The sequence below is a fragment of the Mariniflexile sp. genome, assembly GCF_052728615.1.
The window spans coordinates 16,955-40,817 of sequence record NZ_JBFVFE010000011.1; the positions used below are offsets into that span (position 1 = coordinate 16,955).

Below are 23,863 nucleotides of genomic sequence, written 5' to 3' on the forward strand. Positions count from 1 at the left end.
AATTATTTTACAGAACAAAATGATTAAATAGAACACATAATAGCGTTTAATCCTGTACTATTTTATTAAAGCAATTTTTGATTTAACAAATGTTAACGTAATTTTGCAACCAAAAGTAAGTGTTAGTTTTTCAATACTATTACAGAGTATTAAATAAGAATACAATAGAGTTTACAAATTCCTTATTTAAGGATAGTTTATAAAAGATTTAAAACAAACCTATGTTAGATTTAAACGGAAAGTCAATTTTAATTACAGGAGGAACAGGGTCTCTTGGTAAAGCATTAACCAGTTATATACTTTCTAAATATCCTGAAACAAGAAGACTGATAATCTATTCTAGGGATGAGCAGAAGCAATTTCAAATGGCCCAAGAGTATCCTGAAGACAAATTTCCACAAATAAGATATTTCATTGGAGATGTTAGAGACCGTGAGCGTTTAACACGAGCTTTCCAGGGTGTAAATTATGTAATTCATGCCGCGGCAATGAAACATGTGCACATTGCTGAGTATAACCCTGATGAATGTATTAAAACAAATATAGGAGGCGCTGAAAATGTTGTAGATGCATGTTTAAAAACTAAGGTTGAACGTGTGGTTGCACTTTCTACCGATAAAGCTTGCGCTCCAATTAACTTGTACGGTGCTACAAAATTAACGTCGGACAAATTGTTTATTGCAGCCAATAACATTAAAGGAGAAAACCCAATTATATTTTCGGTTGTAAGGTACGGAAACGTAATGGGTTCCAATGGTTCGGTCATTCCGTTTTTTATAAACAAAAAAAAGGAGGGGATTCTACCTATTACAGACCCTAATATGACCCGTTTCAATATATCGTTGCAAGGCGGGGTAGATATGGTTATGCACGCCTTAGAACACGCATGGGGTGGCGAGTTGTTTGTTCCAAAAATCCCATCGTATCGAATTACAGACGTCGCAGAAGCCATAGGACCTGAATGCAAAAAACCTATTGTGGGAATCAGACCCGGGGAAAAAGTACATGAAGAAATGATTACGGCTTCCGATTCTTTTTACACTTATGATCTAGGTAAATATTACATTATACTTCCAGCTACACATAATTGGGATTTAAACGAGTATAAAAGTAAGTTTAATGCTGTTAGGGTAAAGGAAGGATTCAATTATAATTCCGGCGATAATGAAGATTGGGAAACGGTTGAAGGACTAAGGATTTTAATTAAAGAACACGTTGACTCTAATTTCAAATTATAATGCAATCTATACCATACGGAAGACAGCACATAGAACAAGATGATATTGACGCTGTAGTTAAAACCTTAACAGGTGATTTTTTAACCCAAGGGCCAAAAGTTAAAGAGTTTGAAGATCGATTTGCTGAATATATTGGCGTAAAGTATGCTGTGGCCGTAAATAATGCCACTGCTGGTTTACATTTGGCCGTTTTAGCTTTGGGGCTAAAAGAAGGGGAAAGGGTAATAACAACGCCCATTACTTTTGCAGCATCAGCTAATTGTATTAGATATGCAGGTGGTGAAGTTTGGTTTTCAGATATAGATCCAGACACGTATCTTTTATCTTTAGAAAGCACAAAAAAACTAATCGAAAGCAAGCCTAAAGGGTTTTTTAAAGGGATAATACCCGTAGATTTTGCTGGATTACCAGTTGATTTAGAGTATTTTAGAGAATTGGCAAATGAACATGGTTTATGGATCATTGAAGATGCTTGCCATGCACCAGGAGGCTTTTTTACCGATTCCAAAGGAAACAAACAGATGTGTGGTAACGGGAATTATGCCGATATTGGTATTTTTTCGTTTCATCCTGTAAAACATATAGCTTGTGGAGAAGGCGGTATGGTAACGACGAATTCTGAAAAATTATACAAAAAACTTTCTTTGTTAAGAACCCATGGTATTACCAAAGATAATATGGAAGAAAATCATGGTGGCTGGTATTACGAAATGCAAGAACTTGGTTTTAATTACAGATTAACAGATATTCAATCTGCTTTGGGCATAACTCAACTTGCCAAGAATGAGGCAGGTGTAAAAAGAAGAAATGAGATTGCAGATGCCTATAAAAAAGCATTTCAAAATAAAATAAAATACCAAAGACTGCCCGAAGGCACTTATAATGCGCATCATTTATTTGTTATAGAAGTGGACGATAGAAAAGGTTTGTACGATTTTTTAAGAACCCATAATATTTTTGCCCAGATACATTATATACCAGTACAGACCTTGCCGTATTACAAAACCATTGGATATGGAAATGCTAACTTGGATCATTCAGAAAATTATTATTCTAAATGTATTAGTTTGCCCATGTACCCGAGTTTGTCACATGATGAACAAGCATTTGTTATAGAAAAAGTGCTAAGCTATTTTAAAGCATAATTTAAATTTTCATAATTGTAAATCTAAGCTTAATAACAATTAATCTTAAATGAAAAATAAGTTGATATTAGGAACCGTTCAATTGGGTTTGGATTACGGGATTAATAATAAATCGGGTAAGCCTTCATTGCAAAAAGCTTTTGATATTTTGCATCTGGCTTATGACAAAGAAATAAGAATTTTAGACACAGCCGAGGCTTACGGAGATTCTCAAGAGGTTATTGGAAAATTTCAGAAAGAAAATCCGAACAAAGTTTTTAAAATTATAACAAAATTAGCCGCTAATCACTCCTTGCAAAAAGGAGATCTTTCTAAACAAATACAAAGAGATTGTAAAATTTTAGGGGTTAATCAGCTTTATGGCTATATGTTTCATAATTTTGAAAGTTTTAAAAACAATGCGTATTTTTATAATGAATTGTTATTGGCAAGAGAAAGCGGGATCATAAAAAAAGCGGGCATTTCTTTGTATTCAAATGAGGAAATAAAGGATGTGTTGGATAATTATCCAGATTTTGATTTTATTCAAATTCCATTCAATGCTCTTGATAATGCGTCAAAAAGAAAAACCCTTCTAATAAGAGCAAAGAACATGAATATGGAAGTACATACCAGATCGGTGTTTTTGCAAGGATTGTTTTTTAAAAACGGCAACAACCTGCCAGAAGTTCTAAACCCATTAAAAACATATATTGAAGAATTTGAATCCATAAAATTAAAAAGCGGCATAAATACTGAAACCTTGGCATTACAATATGTGCTTGAAAAAGAGTATATTGATTTTGTGTTAGTTGGAGTTGAAAACACCGAGCAACTAATGAATAACCTTATTATTTGTGACCAAAAAGTTAATATTCCTCATGACAGCATTGATGCGATAGATGTTAAAGAAATAAATTTGTTGAACCCATCCAATTGGAATTAAAATGAACATTGTTGTTATTACTCAAGCAAGAAGTGGGTCTACAAGGCTCCCAAATAAAATTCTAAAAGAAATACAAGGTAAAACCCTATTGCAAATACATGTTGATAGAATTAAAAAAGCCAAATTGGTTTCCCAAATTATTATTGCAACAACCACAAATAAAGAGGATGATAAAGTTGAGTTACTGGTAAAAGAGTTTAATTTAAAATGCTTTAGAGGAAGCGAAACAGATGTTCTAGATCGTTTTTACCAAGCTGTTAAAGAAATTAAGCCAGATTTTATAGTTCGATTAACTTCCGATTGCCCTTTAATAGACCCCGTCTTAATAGACCAAGTTATAGAGCAAGCGGTAGAGCGAAAATTGGATTACTATTCCAACGGAATGGAGGAATTGTACCCCGATGGCCAGGATATTGAAGTTTTTACTTTTAAGGCTTTGGAAAAAGCATGGAAAGAAGCTAAATTACTATCGGAGCGTGAGCATGTAACGCCTTATATAAGAAATAATTCCTCCTTTAAAGGCGGTTTTTTATTCAAATCGGATAATCATGGTTTAAAAGAGAATTATAACCAAGTAAGGTTAACGGTTGATGAACCCCAAGATTTTAAAGTGATAAAACGTATTGTGGAGCAATTAGGATTGGATAAAGATTGGAAAACCTATGCAGATTACTATTTGGTAAACAAAGAAATAAGCCAACTGAATAATAAGATAGTTAGAAATGAAGGTCTTTTAAAATCAATTAAAAACGATAAATGATGAAAAAACAAGGGGAAATTTATGTAAAAAATGATGCCGATAAATGGTTTGAGAGAAACATGTACAGTAATCACAACTGTTTTACAGAGCATCTAACAGATATTTTTCCGAAATCTTTTTTAAGAAATAAAAACATCGCAGAATTTGGTGTAGGCAGAGGCAACAACATCCTTTTTTTAAGTAATTATTCAAAACAAATTGACGGATATGATGGATCTTCAAAAGCCATTGCTCATTTAGAAAAATTAAAAGAAAGCAGACCAAATATCGATGGAATGAAAGTTAATTTGGGAGAAGAATTTGGGGGTTTAAGAACTTATGACGTAATCATCTTTGGTTTCTTCACTTATATGTTAAGCAATGAAGAGTTTAAAGTTTTGGTGGAAAACAGCAAAAAACTTCTAAATAAAAATGGATATATCTATATATATGATTTTTTATCTGAGACAATGATTGAAAAAATGGATTCCCATAACGATAAATTAAAAGTCTTTAAAAGAAACATGGATTTTTATTTAGACGAGATGAAAGATTTTTATTTGCAACATTTTAAACTTTGGGACAACAGTAAATTAAACGAATATATGAACAAAGACAATCAACATACGTTAGATGTGTTTATTGAAAGTGATGATTATAATTGGACCTTTTCTTCACTATTTAAATTAAAGTAAACTGATTATGGGTAAAACAGGGCAAGAATTGTATAAAAAGGCAAAAACTTTAATTCCAGGCGGCACCATGTTATTGTCAAAACGGCCAGAAATGTTCTTACCAGACCATTGGCCCTCTTATTTTTCTAAAGCCAAAGGCTGTAAGGTTTGGGATTTAGACGGAAAAGAATATATTGACATGACCATTATGGGCATTGGCACCAATACCTTGGGCTACGGAAATGATGAAGTAGATGCGGCCGTTTTGGAAACCGTAAAAAAAGGAAACATGAGTACCTTTAGTTGTCCTGAAGAGGTGTATTTGGCCGAAAAACTGATTGAGTTAAACCCATGGGCAGATATGGTAAGGTTTGCAAGGAGTGGTGGTGAGGCAAATGCCATTGCCATAAGGATAGGAAGGGCAGCTGCTGGTCGAGATAAAGTGGCAATTTGCGGGTATCATGGTTGGCACGATTGGTACCTTTCGGCAAACCATAATGAAGGTGATGAACTGTCAAACCATTTATTGGCTGGTTTAAGCCCTATAGGTGTGCCTAAAAATTTAAAAAACACGGTATATCCTTTTCATTATAACAATTTTGAAGAGCTATTGTCCATTGTAGATAATAATGATATTGGGGTTATTAAAATGGAAGTGATGCGAAATTTCGGACCCGAAGATAACTTTTTGCAGAAGGTTAGAGATTTGGCAACAAAACGAAACATTGTCCTAATTTTTGATGAATGTACGTCTGGCTTTAGAGAAACCTATGGAGGCATTTACAAAAAATTTGGCGTGGAACCAGATCTTGCCATGTACGGAAAAACAATAGGAAATGGGTATGCCTTAACAGCTGTTGTAGGTAGAAAATCCGTTATGGAAGCAGCTCAAAAAACATTTATAAGCAGCACGTTTTGGACTGAAAGAATTGGGCCAACTGCGGCTTTAAAAACCTTAGAAGTAATGAACAATATTAAATCTTGGGACATTATTACCGAAAAAGGCAAAAAAATACAAGCAGGATGGAAAACCTTGGCTAATACACACGATTTATCGATAGCGGTATCCGGAATTCCGTCATTAAGCACCTATAGTTTTAAAAGCACAAATGCATTAGAATATAAAACATTTATTACTCAAGAAATGCTTAAAAAAGGGTTTTTAGCAAGCACAAATTTTTATGCATGTACAGAACACAAAGACCAATATATAGAAAGTTATTTTAATGCTCTGGATTCGGTTTATAAAGTTATTTCCGATTGTGAAAAAGAAAATCAAAACATTCATGATTTGTTAGAGGGTCCAGTTTGTCATGCAGGTTTTCAACGATTAAACTAATGGGTAAAAAAATAGTATTTAGAGCAGATGGTAATAGTGATACGGGTTTAGGACATTTATATAGACTGTTTGCCCTCGTTGAAATTTACAAAAAACAGTTTCAATTTGTTTTTGTAACCAAGGCAGCTTCAACCAAAACTATTTTTCCTAAAGATTACCCCATTTCTTTTATTCCTGAAGACATAACTGTTGCCGATGAGCCAATATGGCTTCATCAACATTTCAATCCTTCGGAATATTTAATTATTGCCGATGGCTATCAATTTAAAAGCAACTATCAAAAGCAATTAAAGGACGAGGGATATTATTTAATGTATATTGATGATTTGGTTGAAGGCAAATTGTATGCAGATGTGATAGTCAATCATGCTGCAAATGTAGATGCATCAAACTATCAAGTACAACCATATACAAGTTTGGCACTAGGTACAGAATATGCTATTTTAAGACCATTATTTGTTAAAGCAGCTCAAACCGAGAGGCGCATTAATGTTACAACCAATGCTTTTGTGTGTTTTGGTGGCGCCGATGCCCTAGATTTAAGTTATAAAGCTACAAAAGCATTACTTCAAACAGATAAAATAAAAAGCATACACGTAGTTTTGGGAGCTGCTTATAAACATTCAGAAATCGAAACCTTAGCGAGTCAGAACGCTCAGGTTAAATTATATAGAAACTTAGATGAACTTGCACTTTATAATTTAATGAAGTCTTGCCATTTGGCAATTGCACCTTCTAGTACCATAGTTTACGAACTGTGTTCTGTAAAAATGCCCATATTGTCAGGTTATTTTATTGATAACCAAATAAGTATGTATAATGCCCTATTGCAAAAAGGAGCAATTGAAGGCGCAGGAGATTTAACAACCTTTACAGTTGAAGATTTTAAAGCCAAACTCAATATAATCATCAATCAAAAGCAGGTTGACCATTATTTAAAAGCGCAGGAAAAATTGTTTGACGGACAGAGTTCAAACCGATTTATAAAACTGCTAAACGACTTTATGGTTTCTTTTAGAAAAGCCACTAAAGAAGATATGATGTTGGTATACAATTGGTCTAACGATCCTTTGGTAAGACAAAATTCATACAACACCGATGAAATTGATTTGGGTAATCATAAAAAATGGTTTAACCAGAAAATAATTGATGATAAAACACTGTTTTTAATAGCTTTATTTGATAATCAACCAGCAGGCGTGGTTCGCTATGAGATAAAAGAAGGCCATACTGTAGTTGGTATTCTGGTTGCGGAAAATTTTAGAGGAAAAAAATTGTCACCTTCATTTTTAAGTGAATCGGCTAAATATTACTTTAAACAAAATCATCTTCCTATTTTTGCGTACATTAAAGAAGAAAACAAAGCGTCAATAAAGGCATTTGAAAGTGCAGGTTATAGCTTTTATAAAAAAGAAAGCGTAAAGGAAATAGCAAGTTTTGTTTACAAATTAGAAAAGAAATGACATTAAAAGATTCATGTTTTATCATTGCAGAATTATCGGCTAATCATGGAGGAAGTTTAGGCATAGCAAAAGAAACCGTTCGTGCTGCCAAAAGGGCTGGAGCCGATGCTATAAAGCTTCAAACTTATACTGCCGACACCATCACTTTAAATGTAAAAAAAGATGACTTTAAAATAAGTCAAGGCACCGCTTGGGATGGCCAATATTTATATGATCTATATAAAGGCGCCTCCCTACCGTGGGAATGGCATAAAGACTTGTTCGATTTAGCAAAAGAAGAAGGCTTAATTTGTTTTTCATCGCCGTTTGATAAAACGGCAGTGGATTTTTTAGAAGCATTAAACACACCCATTTACAAAGTGGCTTCCTTTGAAATTACAGACATCCCTTTAATAACTTATATGGCCTCCAAACAAAAGCCCATGATCATTTCCACAGGAATTGCGACTATTGAAGACATTGAACTGGCCATTGAAGCGTGTAAAGCTGTTGGAAATAATGATATTACCATTTTAAAATGCACATCGGCATATCCTGCAGCTCCGGAAGATGCTAATTTAAGGACTATTGAAGATATTGCTAAAAGATTTGGAGTAAACTCCGGTTTATCAGATCACACCATGGGTATTGAAGCCCCCATGATTGCAGTTGCATTAGGAGCAAAAATGATTGAGAAACATTTTATTTTAGATAAAAGCATAGGGGGCGCAGATGCCCATTTTTCGTTGGATGAAAAGGAATTTAAGCAAATGGTGGATGCAGTTAGATTGACTGAAAAGCTCATGGGAAAAGTTGATTATGAAATGACCGATAAAAAGAAAAAAAGCAGAGAGTTTTCAAGGTCGTTATACGTAACCCAAAACGTGAAACAAGGTACTGTGGTTTCAGAAAAAAACATAAGATCAGTTAGACCAGGGTTTGGAATGCATCCAAAACATTACAATGAAATATTAGGAAAGAAATTTTCAAAAAACATCCCATTAGGCAGCCCTCTTTTATTTACAGATATAGAATGAAAACAGGTATTTATAATATCTTTTTTAGAGGCACTACGTTGCTTTCAAAATTCTTATTTGTAATTTTTTTAGGAAAATACTCAGTTGATGAATCAAATCTGGGAATATTTGGAATGATAACAACAGCTATAGGGTTGTTGATTTATGTTATTGGATTTGATTTTTATGTTTTCAATACTAGGGAAATACTAAAAGCTAAAATTAGTTTAATTGAAAAAATACGGAATCAATTATTTTTTCATGCTTTAGCCTATTTAATTGTAGTCCCTATTTCCTTTGTTTTCATCTTTGGATTTAATTTCATTTCCATTAAATTTTTGTGGATTTTTCTAGTTCTTTTAATATCTGAACATCTGGGCCAAGAGTTGTATAGGCTTTTTACAACTTTAGAAAGATCTGTTATTGCCAATGTGATGAGCTTTTTAAGATCGGGGCTATGGGTGTGGTATGCATTTTTTGATTATTTTATTCTTGGCAATCCAGTTAATATTGAAAAATATATACTATTATGGGCCATATCTTCTTGGCTGTCTTTCTTTATTTTAACTTTTATTTTATTAAAACCTATTAACTTACAATCAATTAAATATATAAAACCTGATTGGAGATGGATTGGTCTTGGAGTGAAAACATCAGGTGTTTTTTTTATTGGATCGTTGTCTTTTCAGATAATACAATTTTCAGATCGATTCATGATCGATTATTTTTATGACAAGAAATTGGTTGGGATATATACGGCGTATGCACAATTTACAAATGCAATAGATGTTTTTACTTTTAGTGCGGTCACCATGATTGCTTTTCCGAAATTGATCAAAGCATATTCTGATCCAGAAAAATACAAATCAATAAAATCCCAGTTTTCAAAACACCTCATTCTATTATCTATTGTATTGATTTTGATAGTCATTATAACAGGTCCATTCATTTTTAAGATTTTGGAAAAAGATTCTTTCCTGAATGAGATAAATTCATTCTATGTATTATTAGGAGGTACTTTTTTATTGATTGTTTCTAATATTTATCATTATGATCTATACGTAAAGAGGAAAGATTCAATCATAACAATAACAGCACTCATAGCTGTGCTGGTTAATGTCTTTTTAAATATAGTTTTAATTCCTAAATATGGTATATTTGGAGCTTCGTTGGCAACATTCATCACCTTTTTTTTTATAGTCGCCCTGAAGTTTTATTACAGCAAAAACACACAATAAAATATGATAGTATTTGATTTGATAAATGATGAAGCACCATTATTTATAGAAGGCATAAAGCATTTGAATTCTAATGAAAAATCACTTTCACTGGATAATGTATTAGGGGTTACAGAGGGTAATAGATGGAAGAGCGAATCAAAAGGTATAAATTGTATAAATCGACTTCATTTTTTTGATGATTTAGATACTAAAAATGTTGATATAGAAAAAGAACTTGAAAGGATTTCTGAAACATATGATAATTTCAACATTTATGCATGTGACCGCTATTTGATTCAAAAAGATAAAGCATTTCAACAAAAAATGTTGGTTTATACCTATCTTTTTTATGAAGATTTATTTAATAAAGAGGTTTCTTATTATTTCACAACTGGCATCGCTTATACATATAATCTAGTGTCCTACCAAGTAAGTAAGCGATTTGGTGTCAAGCATATTTCTTTTTATGCCATAAGGATAAAAAACAAAACCGCTGTTTCTTATGATTTATTAAATACATTTGATGAAGTTACAAGTTTATTCGAAGTATTTGATAAGTTAAAAATGACTGAGGAAATGTATGCGTATGTAAATGAGTTTGTTAAAAGACCACAACAGCCTTATTATATGAAGAATGCTATAAATTCTTCGGGCATTAAAGGTGTTTTTATAACAGAGTTTTTCAAAAGATTTGATAAGTATTATTTCAAAAGAAGGCATAAATACGATCTTTTTACAAGAAACCCTTTTGAACTGGGGGCTTATAAATTAAAAAAAATAGCCAAAGCCAAAACGATAAATTTACTTCATAATTCTATATTTGAAAAACCAAATCTTTCAGAAAAATATGTAATCTTTCCGCTGCATATGCAACCGGAAGCGAGTACTTTGGTGCTTTCTCCTTTTCAAGTGAACCAAAAGGCAGCAATAATTAATATAAGTAAATTATTACCACTAAACATAACGCTTTATGTGAAAGAACATAAAAGCGCATTGGGGCAGCATAACCTAGAGTTTTACAAAGAATTAAAACAATACCCAAACATCAAGTTAATTTCATGTAATGAGAACATGTTTGAGTTGATTAAGCACTCCTTAGGATCTATTAATTTGTCAAGCACCGTGGGTTTAGAATCGTTACTTTTAAAAAAACCATCCATTGTTTTAGGTAGTGTGTTTTATAATGATTCAGGCCTGACTTATAAAGTTGATTCGTATAATGAATTAGAGCAAATAATTAAAAAAATCAACAAAACGAATTTTAATCTAGAAGACGATTTTGAAGATTATGATGATAAATTGGCCTATTATATTTATTGTCTAAATAAAGAATCCTATCCCTTTGAATTTGATGTCGCTAAAAATGATACTAAAAAGAGGATATTGGCAAGAGAAAATGTAATGGAATTCGCTAATTGTGTTAAAAAAATTTTATAGCATATTTTGAAAATAGGTTTTGCAAAATTATCTTTTTTTGGTTTAGTCTATTTGATTAACGCCTTGTTATATGGTTTGGTCTATTTCTATCCTTACACTAATATTGGAGAGCCTCAAATACCCACTTATTTTAAACTTACATTTGATTTTTTATTAATCACAATGTTCATTATATATGGATTTAAAAATAAGTTAGACGAGCCCAGGGTTTATTTTTTATACTTTCTGATAAGCGTTGTTATAATTGGAATAACCCATATATACCACACAAGCATTGATGATTATATCCATTATACCATAAGGAATGTTGTTTTGTTCAGTTTAACTTTTTTTGTTAACATATTTGAGAAGGTCTCTCTAAACAAGTTTCATGGTTTCCATTTCAAGGTTTTTAAATTTGTTTTGTTTTTCGGTGTTTTGTTGTTTATCCTAAAGCAGTTAGGAATAAATAACCCCTATGGATTCCACTCTTGGTTTTGGGAAAAAAACAGATTGATATCAACGTGGTTGAACCCAAATACATTGGGGTTTTATCTTTTGTTTTATCTTATATTAGAGTATTACAAGGAACAAAAGCTTAGTTTTATATTTTTAATTACAGCAGCCAGTATTGCAATAACAGGGTCCCTAACAGCAATGATAGGATTAGCTTTAGTGTTTGCTTACGTTTTAATAAATATCTTAAGCAAGAAAAAAATTAAGTTTGTTTTCATTGTTTCTTTACTTGCCGCACTGCCAATAGGATTCTATTTTGCAATTCGTTCAGGAGTTTTTGATTATTTTTTATTTAAAATAGATATTTTGTTTTTCCAGAACACGGTGGTGCATACATCTGTATCCGCAAGGGTTAAAAACATCTATGATTTATATAATTATATTCGTTTTGATAATTTGCCGTCCATTTTTTTTGGAAACTATTATGTTGATGAATACGTAAGATTGGATAGTCAATATTTGAATTTATTTTACAACTATGGTTTAATAGGTCTATTTTTGTATGGAATATCACAAATCTCAATTTTAATAAAGCTTTACAATGGCAAAACCTATTATTCAAAAGCTATGTTTTTCTTTTGCATTTGGCTATTTTTAATTGCTTTTAATTTAACAGCGTATTTATATAGAAGCAACGTAACCATTTTTTTCTGGATAATGTTAATGTATATTTTTAGCCTAGAAAAGAAAGAGTTGCGTAATAAAGAGAACGTTTCGGCAAGCATAGTGATTAAAGAAAAATAATGATAGGGAAATTATTTCATAAAATTAACCATGAAGAATTTTTTCTCGGAATTATTTTATTTACGTTGCCGTTTCCTAATAGTTTCAATTCTAAGGCAATCGTTGTTTCCTTGATTTTTTTTGTTTATAAAATCATTAAAAACCGTTCTTTAAGCAACCTGAAATTTTATGCGTTTTCGTTTCTTTTTTTTATATCCCAGCTCATTTCATTTAGTCTAAGTTCAAATTTTTCCGAAGCCATAAAGAAATTAATCTTGTTTTTACCTTTTTTAATTCTCCCGTTATTCTTTGTTGGTATAAAGAAAGAAAAGATTGATGTTTATAGGTTGTTCAACTACTTGAATTATGGTGTTTTGACCATCATTTTATATGGTTGGATACGGTTTTTGTTCGATATATTATACTTGGAAGAGAGATATGATTATGGCAGAACCATTGCATTATTATCAAAATACATCCCTCATCATGTATATTTGTCTATCTTTATTTTAATTGGTATTTATGCTACAGTGAAGGGTTTTGTCAGCAAAAGCCTTAAGGCATATAATCTTTGGTTTCTACCTTTTTTATATGTAATGATATTTGTATTAGGTTCGAGGACGGCCATGGTTATCGCCATTTTTGTGTTGCCTTTATTAATATTTAATACGTTGAAAGGAAATTTCAAAATCAAGAATATCATAACCATCCTTTCTTTTTCTTTCTTGATTTTAGTGATTATTGGTTTTTCGAATGAGTTTTCTAGAGACAAGATTATTTTCACATACTACGATTTGGCTAATATAGCCACAAAAAGAAAACCCTTTGATGGAATCTCTGATAGAAAAATGATATGGAAATCAACAGTGGATGCCATAAAAGATTCCCCATATATTGGCTATGGTTTAGGAGATGCGCAGTACGCCTTAAACACCAAATATAGTACTAATGGCTACTATAGTGTAATGGGAATGAATACCCATAACCAGTACCTTCAATTTCTTTTAACATATGGTTTTATTATTACAGCGCTTCTTCTTATTGTTATTATAAGTTTGGTATATAAATGTGTTTATAACAAGGATTATTTTTTAACTTATTTATGGTTAGTTTTATTAACGTTCTGTTTAACGGAAAGTATTTTGAACAGGCATTGGGGGGTTTTATTATTTGCTTATATTCTAAACCTTTCAATATATAAATTAAATGAAGCGAGCATGTTAAAAATATTATCACCCAAGGGAATGATTAATAGCGAACAGTCCCGATAGCTATCGGGATAAAAAACAATAATATAAACACATGAAAATCAAAAACATATTTTGCATAATGCTCTTTCTTGGTCTAAGCTCATGTAACTTTAAAAAAAGCAATGTGGTTTATGATTCTTATAAAAATGATAAAACATTAGCGCTGTATTTAGCTTTTAATGGAGATGCAGATGATAGATCTAATTCTAATTTTCAAAATAAATTGGGAAACGTATCCTATAAGATGGATAGGTTTGGAAATAATAAAAGTGCCGCAGTTTTTTTAAAAAATGATTATTTATCTTATGGAGATATTCTTGACAATGTTTTTTCGGGAGAACAAAAAAGATTCACAGTTTCTTTTTGGGTAAAACCCTTAAAAAACAAAGGCAATGTCATTATAATATGTAAAAATAGCGATCCCAATTGTGAAGAAAATGAAAGACAGTTTAGTATAAATTCCTCTAAGGACAATAGAATTCAATTTCTATGGAATTATAATAATTCACAGTATAAAGGCTATAGAACATTTGAAAGCGAGGACAAGCTCATTGAAAATGTATGGCAAAATGTAATCATTACTTTTGATGGTGTTTCTTATGGAGACGATGGTGCATCTAGGCTTAGCTTTTATTTGAATGGCACAAAAACAAAAACGCGTTTTGTTGAAAAGATGGGCCTATTGGGTTTTATTGAAGATAAGAAAGCGCACTTTGCTATTGGCACAATGGTTAGCAGTGTTGGAGACACGTGTATTGATAGTTTTTTTAACGGAAGTTTAGACGATTTAATGATCTTTCAAAGGATTTTAACCAAAAATGAAATAGAACAGATTAGTTCATTAAAGAATTAGTATTTTGAAACCAATCATGAAAAAAAAGAATTTACTATTTTTTGGATCTGTTTTTTTGGGGCCTTTAATTTGGTTTTTATTCTATATGATCACGCCTATTGAAATAAAAAACAGTCTATCATGTTATACGGCATCTTTCATTTCATTCTCATATATAGCATTAGCATCAGGCTTTTATTTTTCATCGAATTTATCTCATCAAAAATTTATTAAACATGAAATACCTAAAATATTTTTAAATAATAAATATTTGATTTTAAGGTTATTGGCAACAGTAATATTAATCTCATTTGTATTTAGGCATTTTGATTTATTTTATTATAGAGATGTAAAATTTAGTAATTCAACAGAAGTTAATAAATATAATGCTGCACAACCTCAAAATTTCTCAGTACTTTTTGCATGCTTAACTATATTTAGACACCTATATTTTGTGCCATTAGTATACTATTTTGCAAATAAAATGAAGTCTAAAAAACTGCTTTTTATCTGTATCTTACTTTTTTTATTGCCTATTCTAGAATCATATTTAAGAGGATCAAGAAGAATTATTTTTGAGTCCTTAGGGCTTTTGGCAATCATATTATTTGTTTATGGTAAAATTAAACTAAGGTCCTTAAAAACATTAATCGTTGTTGTAGTCATTATTTTTTTATCGTTAATTTTTTCCTTCTCTGTGGTTAAAGATAGAGGAGATGGACAGGAGAACCATTTTTATACCAATATATTTAATGCGCAGTATAACGAGTTTGTTCCCGCAAATGAGAAAGTTATTAAATTTATTGAAGAAAACAACAACCTATTGTCGCATATCTGTTTCACAGAAATACATATGGGCCAATATATTATACATGGTGTTTTTGAAATGGATTATATGATTTCTACCAAACCGAAACACACTTATGGAATGTATAATTTTTATTCCTTTGTTAAAGTTTTTAATAAACTTGGGATTGTAGATATTCCATTAGAGGAATTGGATAATCCTACTAAAAGAATAACCTACATTACTTTTTTTGGCGGTTTGTTTTTGGACTTTGGTTGGTTTACAATCCCATTAATGTTTTTATTCGGGGTTTTTCAAAATAAAATATTTACAATGGAAAGCAATAATTATATTTTTGCACCAATAGTTATCATTCTACTGTTTTCAAATGTTTTTATGCTAACATTTAATTTCATGAGAGCACAGTTTATTTTTAGTCTTATAATTTATTTTATATTTATAATAGTTGTTTATTTATTATTAAATAGCTTTAAAAAACAAGTTCAATAAACGCTTGAATTTAGTTTTTAGAAATGTAATACTCTTTGTTTAAAATAATAGAGTAAATTTGAATTCTATAAAGTAAACATAATTAATGGGTAAAAAAGCTATAATTTTTGGGGGTTCCGGATATATTGGAACAAACTTGCTTTCTTTTTTCATAAACAATAAAATTTTTGATAGTTATTACATCTTCGATATTAAACCATTAATTGGATTTGATGCTATTATTTATAAAGACATTGTTAATTATAAAAATGTTGATGTTAGGGAAAAACTTAATATCGAAATTGAAGATATAGATATTGAAAATAGTTGGATATTTAATTTTGCCGCTATTCACAGAGAACCAGGACACGAGTATAAAGAGTATTTTGACACGAACATAGCCGGTGCAGAAAACATTAACAGCTTTGCGTCAAGATTAGGAATCAAGAACATTTTTTTCACTAGCAGTATTGCCCCTTATGGGAGATCGCTAGAAGAACGAACAGAAACATCCCCATTATATCCAGAAACAGCATACGGAATATCTAAAGGATTTGCGGAAAAAATACACAAAGAATGGTTAGCGGAAAACAAGTTGCGAAGACTTATAATTGTGCGCCCCAGCGTTGTTTTTGGACCCAAAGATCCAGGTAACGTTTACAGGATGATAAAAGCTTTAAAAAAAGGCACCTTTATACTTCCAAATGACGGAAAAGTTATAAAAGCCTATGGCTATGTTTACGGATTGGTAGAAAGTATATTATTTACAATGAAAAAAGAGGATAGGTTAATAATTTATAATTATGCTGAAAATCCTTTAGTTCCTTTAAACAGTATGGTTGCAATTACTAAGGACTATTTGCAAATAAAAAAACCTACACTAGAATTACCCGTAAGTGTGTTGGTATCCATTGCTTTTTTTGTTCAAATACTATTCAAAATTACAGAAAAAAAAACAGATATTCACCCTGTAAGGGTAAAAAAAGCAGGGTTTCCTACCAATATAAAACCACAATACCTTATTGATAATGGATTTGAGTTTAAATATGATTTTAAAAGTGCATTAAGCCATTGGAAGTCAGTAACCCCAGAAGATTTTGAATAATGAAAGTTGCCATAATACATTATTGGTTTATAACAAGAAGAGGTGGAGAGAAAGTGGTAGAAACAATTTTAAGCCAATTTCCAGATGCAGATATATATACGTTATTTTATGATAAAGAACAATATGGAGATTATTTAAAAAACCATACTGTATATACCTCAATTTTAAACAAACCCTTTTTAACAAAGAGGTACCAGAAAATGTTCCCTTTATACCCAATTGGGATTAAATCTTTAAAATTAAGGAAAAAATACGACCTAATAATATCATCGGAATCTGGACCTGCCAAGGGTATAGAAAACCCAAAGAATATCCCTCATATTTGCTATATCCATTCTCCAATGAGATATTGTTGGGGCTTTACAAATGATTATCTAAAATCAGTAAACAGTCTTTTAAGACCTGTTTTAAAGTTTTTTTTTGAAAGACTTAGAAAATGGGACGAAACAACCATTAATAATGTAGATTTATATATTTCCAACTCATATAATGTAGCAAACAGAGTCAAAAATTTCTACAATAGAGAGGCTGAAGTTATATATCCACCAATACAGAACAGCTTTTTTACCCAAGACACGTTCTCTCTATTAAAAAAAGAAATCTATTTGAGTTTTGGGGCCATTACGCCCTACAAAAGAATAGATCTTTTAGTAGATGCTTTTAATAGCAACGGAAAAACACTGGTAGTAATTGGTGATGGTTCAGAAAAAGAATCATTGGAGAAGAAAGCGAATAGCAATATTGAATTTGTAGGCAATTTAACCTGGAGTAAAATAGAGTCCTATTTCGCCATAACTAAAGCACTTGTTTTCCCAGGTGAAGAAGATTTTGGAATGGTTCCACTTGAAGTAATGGCCTACGGAATTCCTGTTTTGGCATACAAAAAGGGTGGTGCATTGGAAACCGTTGTTGAAAATATTGGAAACATGAAAGAATCAACCGGAATCTTTTTTGAACAACAAACCGTTGCGTCATTAAATAAAGCTATTAATAAGTTTGAAAAAAGTGAAAATTTATTTGATAAAGTATGGATTAAAAATCATGCAGGAAAATTTAAAGAAGATGTCTTTATAGAAAAATTTAATCGATTAATTGGATTATATTTAAAAAACAGATGAAAATTTCAGTAATAGGAACAGGCTACGTAGGATTAGTAACAGGCACGTGTTTGGCAGAAACAGGGAATGATGTATTGTGCATTGATATTGACGAGAAAAAAGTCAATAAAATGATGAAAGGTGAAGTGCCAATCTATGAACCCCATTTAGATGTCTTGTTCCATAGAAATATTAAGGCAAATAGATTGAATTTTTCCACCTCGCTAGAAGAGGGTTTAGAGCATGGCGATATTATTTTTCTAGCACTTCCTACCCCTGAAGATGAAGATGGATCTGCAGATTTATCCTATGTGTTAGGATGCGCTTCCCATATTGGAAAGCTATTAAAAAACTACAAGGTAATAGTGGATAAAAGTACGGTGCCCGTTGGAACCTCCAAAAAAGTGGCACAGGCAATAGCAAACCAGACCGATGTAGAGTTCGATGTAGTTTCAAACCCTGAATTTTTGAGGGAAGGCTTTGCCGTTGACGATTTCCTAAAACCAGAACGTATCGTCATTGGCTCAAGCTCTGAAAAGGCGATTGAGTTAATGGAAAAATTATATAAGCCTTTTGTTAGGTCTGGCAACCCCGTAATTATTATGGATGAGAAATCGGCTGAACTTACCAAATATGCAGCAAATTCATTTTTGGCAACAAAGATCACGTTCATGAACGAAATAGCCAATTTTTGTGAAAAAGTTGGCGCCGATGTAGATAAGGTTAGAGCAGGTATGGGCACAGACTCCAGAATAGGTAAACGATTTTTATTCCCGGGTATAGGCTACGGAGGCTCCTGTTTTCCAAAAGATGTAAAAGCATTATACAAATCGGGAAAAGATTCTGGGTATGAATTCGATATATTAAATGCTGTTATAAAAGTAAATGATATTCAAAAGAAAATATTAATTCCAAGAATTGAAGCTTATTTCAATAATAATTTAAAAGGCAAAACTTTTGCCATTTGGGGTTTGGCATTTAAACCAGAAACGGATGATATTAGAGAAGCGCCAGCACTTTATATTATTGATGAATTATTAAAAAAAGAAGCTAATATTAAAGTTTTCGACCCAGAAGCAATGGAGAATGTAAAACATAAATATAAAAACCAACTTATATATACTAAAAATATGTACGAAGCTTCTAAAAATGCTGATGCTTTAATTATTTGTACAGAATGGAGTTTGTTTAGAACCCCAGATTTTGAAAAGTTGAGATCTAATTTAAATAAACCTATAATTTTTGATGGTCGGAACCTTTATGATTTAGAAGATATTCAAAAAGAAGGATTTTATTATAGTTCTATAGGAAGAAAAACCATCGAACCATGAAAAATATTTTAATAACCGGTGCAGCTGGGTTCTTAGGCTCCCATTTATGCGATCGCTTTTTAAAAGAAGGGTACCATGTAATTGGAATGGATAACTTTATTACTGGCGACAAAAAAAACCTTCATCATTTAGAAAACAACCCAAGCTTTGATTTCATTGAACACGATGTTACCGAATTTATAAAAATTGAGGGGGAATTAGACTATATTTTACATTTCGCATCTCCAGCAAGCCCAATCGATTACCTCAAAATCCCCATTCAAACCTTAAAGGTAGGCTCTTTGGGCACCCATAATTTATTGGGTTTAGCGAAAGCTAAGAAAGCCAGAATTCTTATAGCTTCAACCTCTGAGGTGTATGGTGATCCACTAGTGCATCCACAAACCGAGGCTTATTATGGAAATGTAAATACCATTGGGCCAAGAGGCGTTTACGATGAAGCTAAACGTTTCCAAGAAGCAATAACCATGGCATACCATAGGTTCCATGGTTTAGAAACGCGCATTGTGCGAATATTTAACACCTATGGCCCAAGAATGCGGCTTAATGATGGGCGTGTAATCCCTGCTTTTATGGGGCAAGCGCTTAGAGGTGAAGATTTAACGATATTTGGAGATGGTTCTCAAACACGTTCCTTTTGTTATGTTGATGATGAAGTTGAAGGGATTTACAGATTATTATTAAGCGATTATGCTTATCCTGTGAACATTGGAAACCCTCATGAAATCTCTATTAAAGATTTTGCTGAGGAAATTATAAAGTTAACAGGGACATCTCAAAAAATAGTTTATAAAGAATTGCCAATCGACGACCCATTACAACGACAACCAGATATCTCATTAGCAAAAAAACTGCTAAATTGGGAGCCAAAAGTTGAAAGAGCAGAAGGAATGAAAATTACCTTTGATTATTTTAAGGGTTTAACATCTGATGAGCTTTATAAAAGCGAACATAAAGATTTTAAAAAACACATAAAAAAATAAGTTGAATTACAAACAAGGAAGATATTCAGGTTTTATAAAACCATTATTTGCATTTATAGATCTAGTCATTATAAATGTAAGTATTTATTTATTCGAAATACATTTGAATAGCATTTATACTTTTTGTTTGTACATATCGCTTGTTTGGATCATTATCTCTGTTAAAAATCATTTTTATGAAGTGCAAAGGCATACACGGATAATCCAGATTATTCCATTGTTATTTAGACAAATGGTATTTTTTACTATTATATTGTATGCCTATATAGGATTTTTTAAACAACACGATATCAGTAGGTTGGCCTTAGGCAACTACCTTGTATTTACTTTTGCGCTTGTAAGCATATTCAAATTCTTAACAACGTTTTTATTAAAGAAGTATCGAGCGGTTTTAAGAGGCAATACCAGAAATGTTATAGTTATAGGTAAGAACGAAAAAACAAGGCAATTAATAAAAACCTTTAATAAAAGATCAGATTTTGGATATAAGTTTAAGGCACAATTCAGTATCAATGATAATGGATTTTCTTTAGAAAAATGTTTTGCATATATTATTGAGAATGATATTGATGAGATATATTTTTCGGTTGCGGAACTATCCAATAGGCAGATTAATACTCTTATAGATTTTGCAGACAATAATTTAAGGGTGTTAAAGTTTATCCCCGATAATAAAGATATATTTTCCAAAAAGTTGAAATATGAGTATTATGATTATATTCCTATTTTGTCTATAAGAACGATACCGCTACAAGAGCCTGCAAACAAGTTTTTCAAACGATTGTTTGATATCTTTTTTGCCTCCTTTATAATTGTTTTTGTTTTGTCGTGGTTAACACCCATTCTGGCAATTTTGATAAAACTAGAATCAAAAGGACCTGTATTCTTCAAACAATCAAGAAACGGGTTTAACTACCAAGAATTTGATTGCTATAAGTTTAGGTCGATGACCCCTAATGAAGAAGCCCATTTGCACCAGGCAACTAAAGGTGATTTGCGTATCACCAAAGTAGGTGCGTTTATAAGAAAAACCAGTATAGATGAATTACCGCAGTTTTTCAATGTGCTTTTCGGTGATATGTCTGTAGTTGGTCCACGGCCACACATGGTTAGTCATACTAATATGTACGCCCAAAGAGTAGACAAATTTATGGTACGCCATTTTGTGAAACCAGGCATTACAGGATTAGCTCAAACCAGTGGTTTTAGAGGTGAAGTAGAATCAGACAAAGACATCATCAATAGAGTTAAATACGATATTTTTTATGTGGAAAACTGGTCTCTATTGTTAGATTTAAAAATTACAATTCAAACTTTCATAAATGCATTAAGAGGCGAAGAAAAAGCATACTGACCTTATATTTTGAAACCACTAGTTTCTATAATAACCCCCATGTTCAATTCTGAAGCGTTTATTTCAGAAACCATAAACAGTGTTATAAATCAAACGTACCTTAATTGGGAACTACTTTTGGTTGACGATGGTTCGCATGATAAAACCATTGAAATAGCTAATCGATATATTGCTGAAAACAACAAAATAAAGCTTTTTAAGAACGCAACAAACCAAGGAGCTGCCATATCAAGAAACAAAGGCATAAAAGCCTCAAAAGGCGATTATATCGCTTTTTTGGATGCGGACGATTTATGGAAACCCAATAAGCTTGAAACCCAAATAACTTTTATGCAAACTGAAAATTGTGATATATGTTTTAGTAGCTACGAGCAAATGGATGAAGCAGGAAAGCCACTTAATAAATTAGTTAAAGCCTTACCCGAATTAACCTATAAAAAATATTTAAAAAGCAATTATATAGGCAACCTTACGGGAATATATAATGCAAAAGTTTTAGGAAAAATAACCGCTCCAAATTTACGGAAACGACAAGATTGGTTGCTTTGGCTGGCAGCTATTAAGAAATCCGGGAAACCTGCAAAGGGTATTCAACAATCATTAGCATATTATCGGGTTAGGAAAGACTCGATGTCTTCAAATAAAATGGAGCTTTTAAAACACAATTACTGGGTATATAAAAAAGGTTTGGGCTTTTCAACCATCAAATCGATTTTCTATATGCTCCTGTTTTTAAAAGAACATTTCTTCATAAAATCGAAACAAATAATTTCTACAAATGTGAGTTCGAAATAATTATTAGATGAGGTAAATTCCCTCCTTGAGGAGGGCTAGGGAGGTGTTATTTTTTAAGGTAACTAATTCTAACCTCATATCTAAATCATGTTACAAATACGATTTAAACTGTTTTAACTTTCCCCTGTTTGAGCGTTCTAAATGGGTTTTTCTTTCAAACAAAACGTTTAAATTAGGCTCTAAATATGTAGTAATAGCATCTTTAATTTTAGTTAGTTTTTCTTCTTTAAGTTCAGATTGGCTCACATAACTTATTTTAAAGGTATCCGGTTTTAGTTGCTCGATAATAAATTCCTTTACGTTTACGTCGTCTTCAATAACGGTTTTGGTAACGTAGTAAAAGGTTAAGCCCGCAGCTTTTTTTCCGCTAGGTAAACTAACAATATCATTGGTCCTTCCAATTAAAGTTTCAAGAATGGGTTTATTGGTAGTACTCGCTTTTGAAAGTTTACCAATATCGCCCAAATCGTAACGAATGAAAGGGTGTGCTTTGTTGTAAAGTGCCGTTATAATAACCCGACCTTCTTCACCATAAGGCAACACTCTATTGTTTTCATCTAAAATTTCAACATATAAATCCTCGGTATTTACAATCCATTCATTTTTAGTGTTTTGAAATGCAATCAAACCCAATTCGGCAGCACCATATTCGTTAATAACAGGAATACCGAGTTGGTTTTCTAACAGATTCCTATCAGTATCAAAAAGCATTTCAGAAGTTACGATACAGGCTTTAAGTGAAGTACAAATCGTTTTTAAAACAACATTTTTCTGTTTCAAATATTTGGCAAATTGGACAATGGCGCTTGTATAACCATTGATATAGTCAAACTTAGTGGATTTAAACTTGACACCATTTTTTTCTAGTTGTGCATCACTTAAATCAAATATTGAAAATCGATAACGCTTACTTAAAAAATCCTTGAAACGCTCTTTGTAATACCCTATTTTATTTAAAGGAATACCATAAAATCGCGCTTGTTTTGAGGTGTTAAAATCTAAATGAAACCAGCTATATCTATCCGTAAAACCTGCCCAAGTAAGGGCGTGACAAAATTTATCCTTTGCAAAAATAAACGGCTCGCCCGAAGATCCAGAGGTTTTGTTTATATACACATTTTTTGGTGTAAAACCTTCAGAAAGACGTTCGTGTAAAGGTTGCTGTAAATGGCGTTTCGTCATTATGGGAATACGATCCCAATCCATCGGGGAAGCACCCTTTGCAAAAACGCTATAAAACGGATTGTGTTTTAAATGATATAAAACAATATCTTGCTTTTTTGTTTCTTGATAGGCATTAAAATCGTCTTCATTTTGAATGGTCTTCAAAACATTTTTAGCTTTTTCTATAGGAAAGCCATTAAATTTTAATGAAAGATGGAACAAATTCAAGTTAAAGTATAATTTTTGTAAAGTAAATAAAAAATAGTCGTGTATTAGAAGCATT

At 31.8% G+C, this 23,863-nt stretch carries 21 protein-coding genes; 20 read left to right on the forward strand and 1 reads right to left on the reverse strand.

All coding sequences use genetic code 11. The annotated features are described in order from the left end of the window. Positions 1–221 precede the first annotated feature (221 nt). The 20 genes from pseB (at position 222) to ACU1LP_RS06425 (ending at position 22,416) form a co-directional block, all read left to right on the forward strand. Positions 222–1,238 (forward strand): UDP-N-acetylglucosamine 4,6-dehydratase (inverting), encoded by a 1,017-nt coding sequence (gene pseB, locus ACU1LP_RS06330; protein ID WP_445730713.1) that lies wholly within the window; start codon positions 222–224, stop codon positions 1,236–1,238. Then, positions 1,238–2,383, forward strand: a complete 1,146-nt coding sequence (gene pseC / locus ACU1LP_RS06335; protein WP_445730714.1) for a UDP-4-amino-4,6-dideoxy-N-acetyl-beta-L-altrosamine transaminase — start codon at positions 1,238–1,240, stop codon at positions 2,381–2,383. The genes pseB and pseC overlap by 1 nt, the downstream gene beginning before the upstream one ends. Before the next feature lie 49 nt (positions 2,384–2,432). Then, entirely contained in the window at positions 2,433–3,308 is an 876-nt protein-coding gene (locus ACU1LP_RS06340) for an aldo/keto reductase (protein WP_445730715.1), read from the forward strand. Position 3,309: 1 nt separating this feature from the next. Next, positions 3,310–4,068 (forward strand): cytidylyltransferase domain-containing protein, encoded by a 759-nt coding sequence (locus ACU1LP_RS06345; RefSeq protein WP_445730716.1) that lies wholly within the window; start codon positions 3,310–3,312, stop codon positions 4,066–4,068. Beyond that, positions 4,065–4,742 (forward strand): methyltransferase domain-containing protein, encoded by a 678-nt coding sequence (locus ACU1LP_RS06350; protein ID WP_445735866.1) that lies wholly within the window; start codon positions 4,065–4,067, stop codon positions 4,740–4,742. The genes ACU1LP_RS06345 and ACU1LP_RS06350 overlap by 4 nt, the downstream gene beginning before the upstream one ends. Before the next feature lie 7 nt (positions 4,743–4,749). Further along, entirely contained in the window at positions 4,750–6,060 is a 1,311-nt protein-coding gene (locus ACU1LP_RS06355; protein WP_445735867.1) for an aminotransferase class III-fold pyridoxal phosphate-dependent enzyme, read from the forward strand. Beyond that, positions 6,060–7,523, forward strand: a complete 1,464-nt coding sequence (gene pseG, locus ACU1LP_RS06360) for a UDP-2,4-diacetamido-2,4,6-trideoxy-beta-L-altropyranose hydrolase (protein ID WP_445735868.1) — start codon at positions 6,060–6,062, stop codon at positions 7,521–7,523. Before ACU1LP_RS06355 ends, pseG begins: the two co-directional genes overlap by 1 nt. Beyond that, positions 7,520–8,539, forward strand: a complete 1,020-nt coding sequence (pseI, locus tag ACU1LP_RS06365) for a pseudaminic acid synthase (RefSeq protein WP_445735869.1) — start codon at positions 7,520–7,522, stop codon at positions 8,537–8,539. The genes pseG and pseI overlap by 4 nt, the downstream gene beginning before the upstream one ends. Continuing rightward, positions 8,536–9,756 carry a hypothetical protein gene (locus ACU1LP_RS06370; protein ID WP_445735870.1) on the forward strand — a complete coding sequence of 407 codons (1,221 nt, stop codon included), beginning with the start codon at positions 8,536–8,538 and terminating at the stop codon, positions 9,754–9,756. The genes pseI and ACU1LP_RS06370 overlap by 4 nt, the downstream gene beginning before the upstream one ends. A gap of 3 nt (positions 9,757–9,759) precedes the next feature. Next, complete coding sequence (locus tag ACU1LP_RS06375; RefSeq protein ID WP_445735871.1) at positions 9,760–11,175, forward strand: capsular polysaccharide export protein, LipB/KpsS family; 1,416 nt, start codon at positions 9,760–9,762, stop codon at positions 11,173–11,175. A 507-nt stretch (positions 11,176–11,682) separates the two neighbouring features. Then, positions 11,683–12,414, forward strand: coding sequence for an O-antigen ligase family protein (locus tag ACU1LP_RS06380; protein ID WP_445735872.1), 732 nt, complete (start codon positions 11,683–11,685; stop codon positions 12,412–12,414). Between the two features lie 254 nt (positions 12,415–12,668). Continuing rightward, positions 12,669–13,664, forward strand: coding sequence for an O-antigen ligase family protein (locus ACU1LP_RS06385; RefSeq protein WP_445735873.1), 996 nt, complete (start codon positions 12,669–12,671; stop codon positions 13,662–13,664). Between the two features lie 58 nt (positions 13,665–13,722). Further along, positions 13,723–14,496: a LamG domain-containing protein gene (locus ACU1LP_RS06390; RefSeq protein WP_445735874.1), complete on the forward strand. Its 774-nt coding sequence runs from the start codon at positions 13,723–13,725 to the stop codon at positions 14,494–14,496. 16 nt (positions 14,497–14,512) lie between these two features. After that, positions 14,513–15,772, forward strand: coding sequence for an O-antigen polymerase (locus ACU1LP_RS06395; RefSeq protein WP_445735875.1), 1,260 nt, complete (start codon positions 14,513–14,515; stop codon positions 15,770–15,772). Positions 15,773–15,857: 85 nt separating this feature from the next. Next, positions 15,858–16,856 carry an NAD-dependent epimerase/dehydratase family protein gene (locus tag ACU1LP_RS06400; protein ID WP_445735876.1) on the forward strand — a complete coding sequence of 333 codons (999 nt, stop codon included), beginning with the start codon at positions 15,858–15,860 and terminating at the stop codon, positions 16,854–16,856. Continuing rightward, entirely contained in the window at positions 16,856–17,974 is a 1,119-nt protein-coding gene (locus ACU1LP_RS06405; RefSeq protein ID WP_445734621.1) for a glycosyltransferase, read from the forward strand. Before ACU1LP_RS06400 ends, ACU1LP_RS06405 begins: the two co-directional genes overlap by 1 nt. Continuing rightward, on the forward strand, positions 17,971–19,284 hold the full coding sequence (locus tag ACU1LP_RS06410; RefSeq protein ID WP_445734622.1) for a UDP-glucose dehydrogenase family protein: 1,314 nt from the start codon (positions 17,971–17,973) through the stop codon (positions 19,282–19,284). The genes ACU1LP_RS06405 and ACU1LP_RS06410 overlap by 4 nt, the downstream gene beginning before the upstream one ends. Then, positions 19,281–20,267: a UDP-glucuronic acid decarboxylase family protein gene (locus ACU1LP_RS06415; RefSeq protein WP_445734623.1), complete on the forward strand. Its 987-nt coding sequence runs from the start codon at positions 19,281–19,283 to the stop codon at positions 20,265–20,267. Before ACU1LP_RS06410 ends, ACU1LP_RS06415 begins: the two co-directional genes overlap by 4 nt. Position 20,268: 1 nt before the next feature. After that, complete coding sequence (locus tag ACU1LP_RS06420) at positions 20,269–21,621, forward strand: undecaprenyl-phosphate glucose phosphotransferase (RefSeq protein WP_445735877.1); 1,353 nt, start codon at positions 20,269–20,271, stop codon at positions 21,619–21,621. A gap of 9 nt (positions 21,622–21,630) precedes the next feature. Then, positions 21,631–22,416 (forward strand): glycosyltransferase family 2 protein, encoded by a 786-nt coding sequence (locus ACU1LP_RS06425; RefSeq protein ID WP_445732031.1) that lies wholly within the window; start codon positions 21,631–21,633, stop codon positions 22,414–22,416. A 90-nt stretch (positions 22,417–22,506) separates the two neighbouring features. On the opposite strand, the gene ACU1LP_RS06430 is transcribed toward ACU1LP_RS06425, so the two are convergent. Further along, positions 22,507–23,862 carry a phenylacetate--CoA ligase family protein gene (locus ACU1LP_RS06430; protein ID WP_445735878.1) on the reverse strand — a complete coding sequence of 452 codons (1,356 nt, stop codon included), beginning with the start codon at positions 23,860–23,862 and terminating at the stop codon, positions 22,507–22,509. Position 23,863: the final 1 nt, after the last annotated feature.

Coding starts and splice junctions, on each gene's coding strand:
- ACU1LP_RS06430 (WP_445735878.1), bottom strand. CDS start 23,862: ATGCTTCTAATACACGACTATTTTTTATTTACTTTACAAAAATTATAC.
- ACU1LP_RS06390 (WP_445735874.1), top strand. CDS start 13,723: ATGCTCTTTCTTGGTCTAAGCTCATGTAACTTTAAAAAAAGCAATGTG.
- ACU1LP_RS06355 (WP_445735867.1), top strand. CDS start 4,750: ATGGGTAAAACAGGGCAAGAATTGTATAAAAAGGCAAAAACTTTAATT.
- pseB (WP_445730713.1), top strand. CDS start 222: ATGTTAGATTTAAACGGAAAGTCAATTTTAATTACAGGAGGAACAGGG.
- pseI (WP_445735869.1), top strand. CDS start 7,520: ATGACATTAAAAGATTCATGTTTTATCATTGCAGAATTATCGGCTAAT.
- ACU1LP_RS06345 (WP_445730716.1), top strand. CDS start 3,310: ATGAACATTGTTGTTATTACTCAAGCAAGAAGTGGGTCTACAAGGCTC.
- pseC (WP_445730714.1), top strand. CDS start 1,238: ATGCAATCTATACCATACGGAAGACAGCACATAGAACAAGATGATATT.
- ACU1LP_RS06415 (WP_445734623.1), top strand. CDS start 19,281: ATGAAAAATATTTTAATAACCGGTGCAGCTGGGTTCTTAGGCTCCCAT.
- ACU1LP_RS06370 (WP_445735870.1), top strand. CDS start 8,536: ATGAAAACAGGTATTTATAATATCTTTTTTAGAGGCACTACGTTGCTT.
- ACU1LP_RS06410 (WP_445734622.1), top strand. CDS start 17,971: ATGAAAATTTCAGTAATAGGAACAGGCTACGTAGGATTAGTAACAGGC.
- pseG (WP_445735868.1), top strand. CDS start 6,060: ATGGGTAAAAAAATAGTATTTAGAGCAGATGGTAATAGTGATACGGGT.
- ACU1LP_RS06395 (WP_445735875.1), top strand. CDS start 14,513: ATGAAAAAAAAGAATTTACTATTTTTTGGATCTGTTTTTTTGGGGCCT.
- ACU1LP_RS06400 (WP_445735876.1), top strand. CDS start 15,858: ATGGGTAAAAAAGCTATAATTTTTGGGGGTTCCGGATATATTGGAACA.
- ACU1LP_RS06405 (WP_445734621.1), top strand. CDS start 16,856: ATGAAAGTTGCCATAATACATTATTGGTTTATAACAAGAAGAGGTGGA.
- ACU1LP_RS06340 (WP_445730715.1), top strand. CDS start 2,433: ATGAAAAATAAGTTGATATTAGGAACCGTTCAATTGGGTTTGGATTAC.
- ACU1LP_RS06375 (WP_445735871.1), top strand. CDS start 9,760: ATGATAGTATTTGATTTGATAAATGATGAAGCACCATTATTTATAGAA.
- ACU1LP_RS06350 (WP_445735866.1), top strand. CDS start 4,065: ATGATGAAAAAACAAGGGGAAATTTATGTAAAAAATGATGCCGATAAA.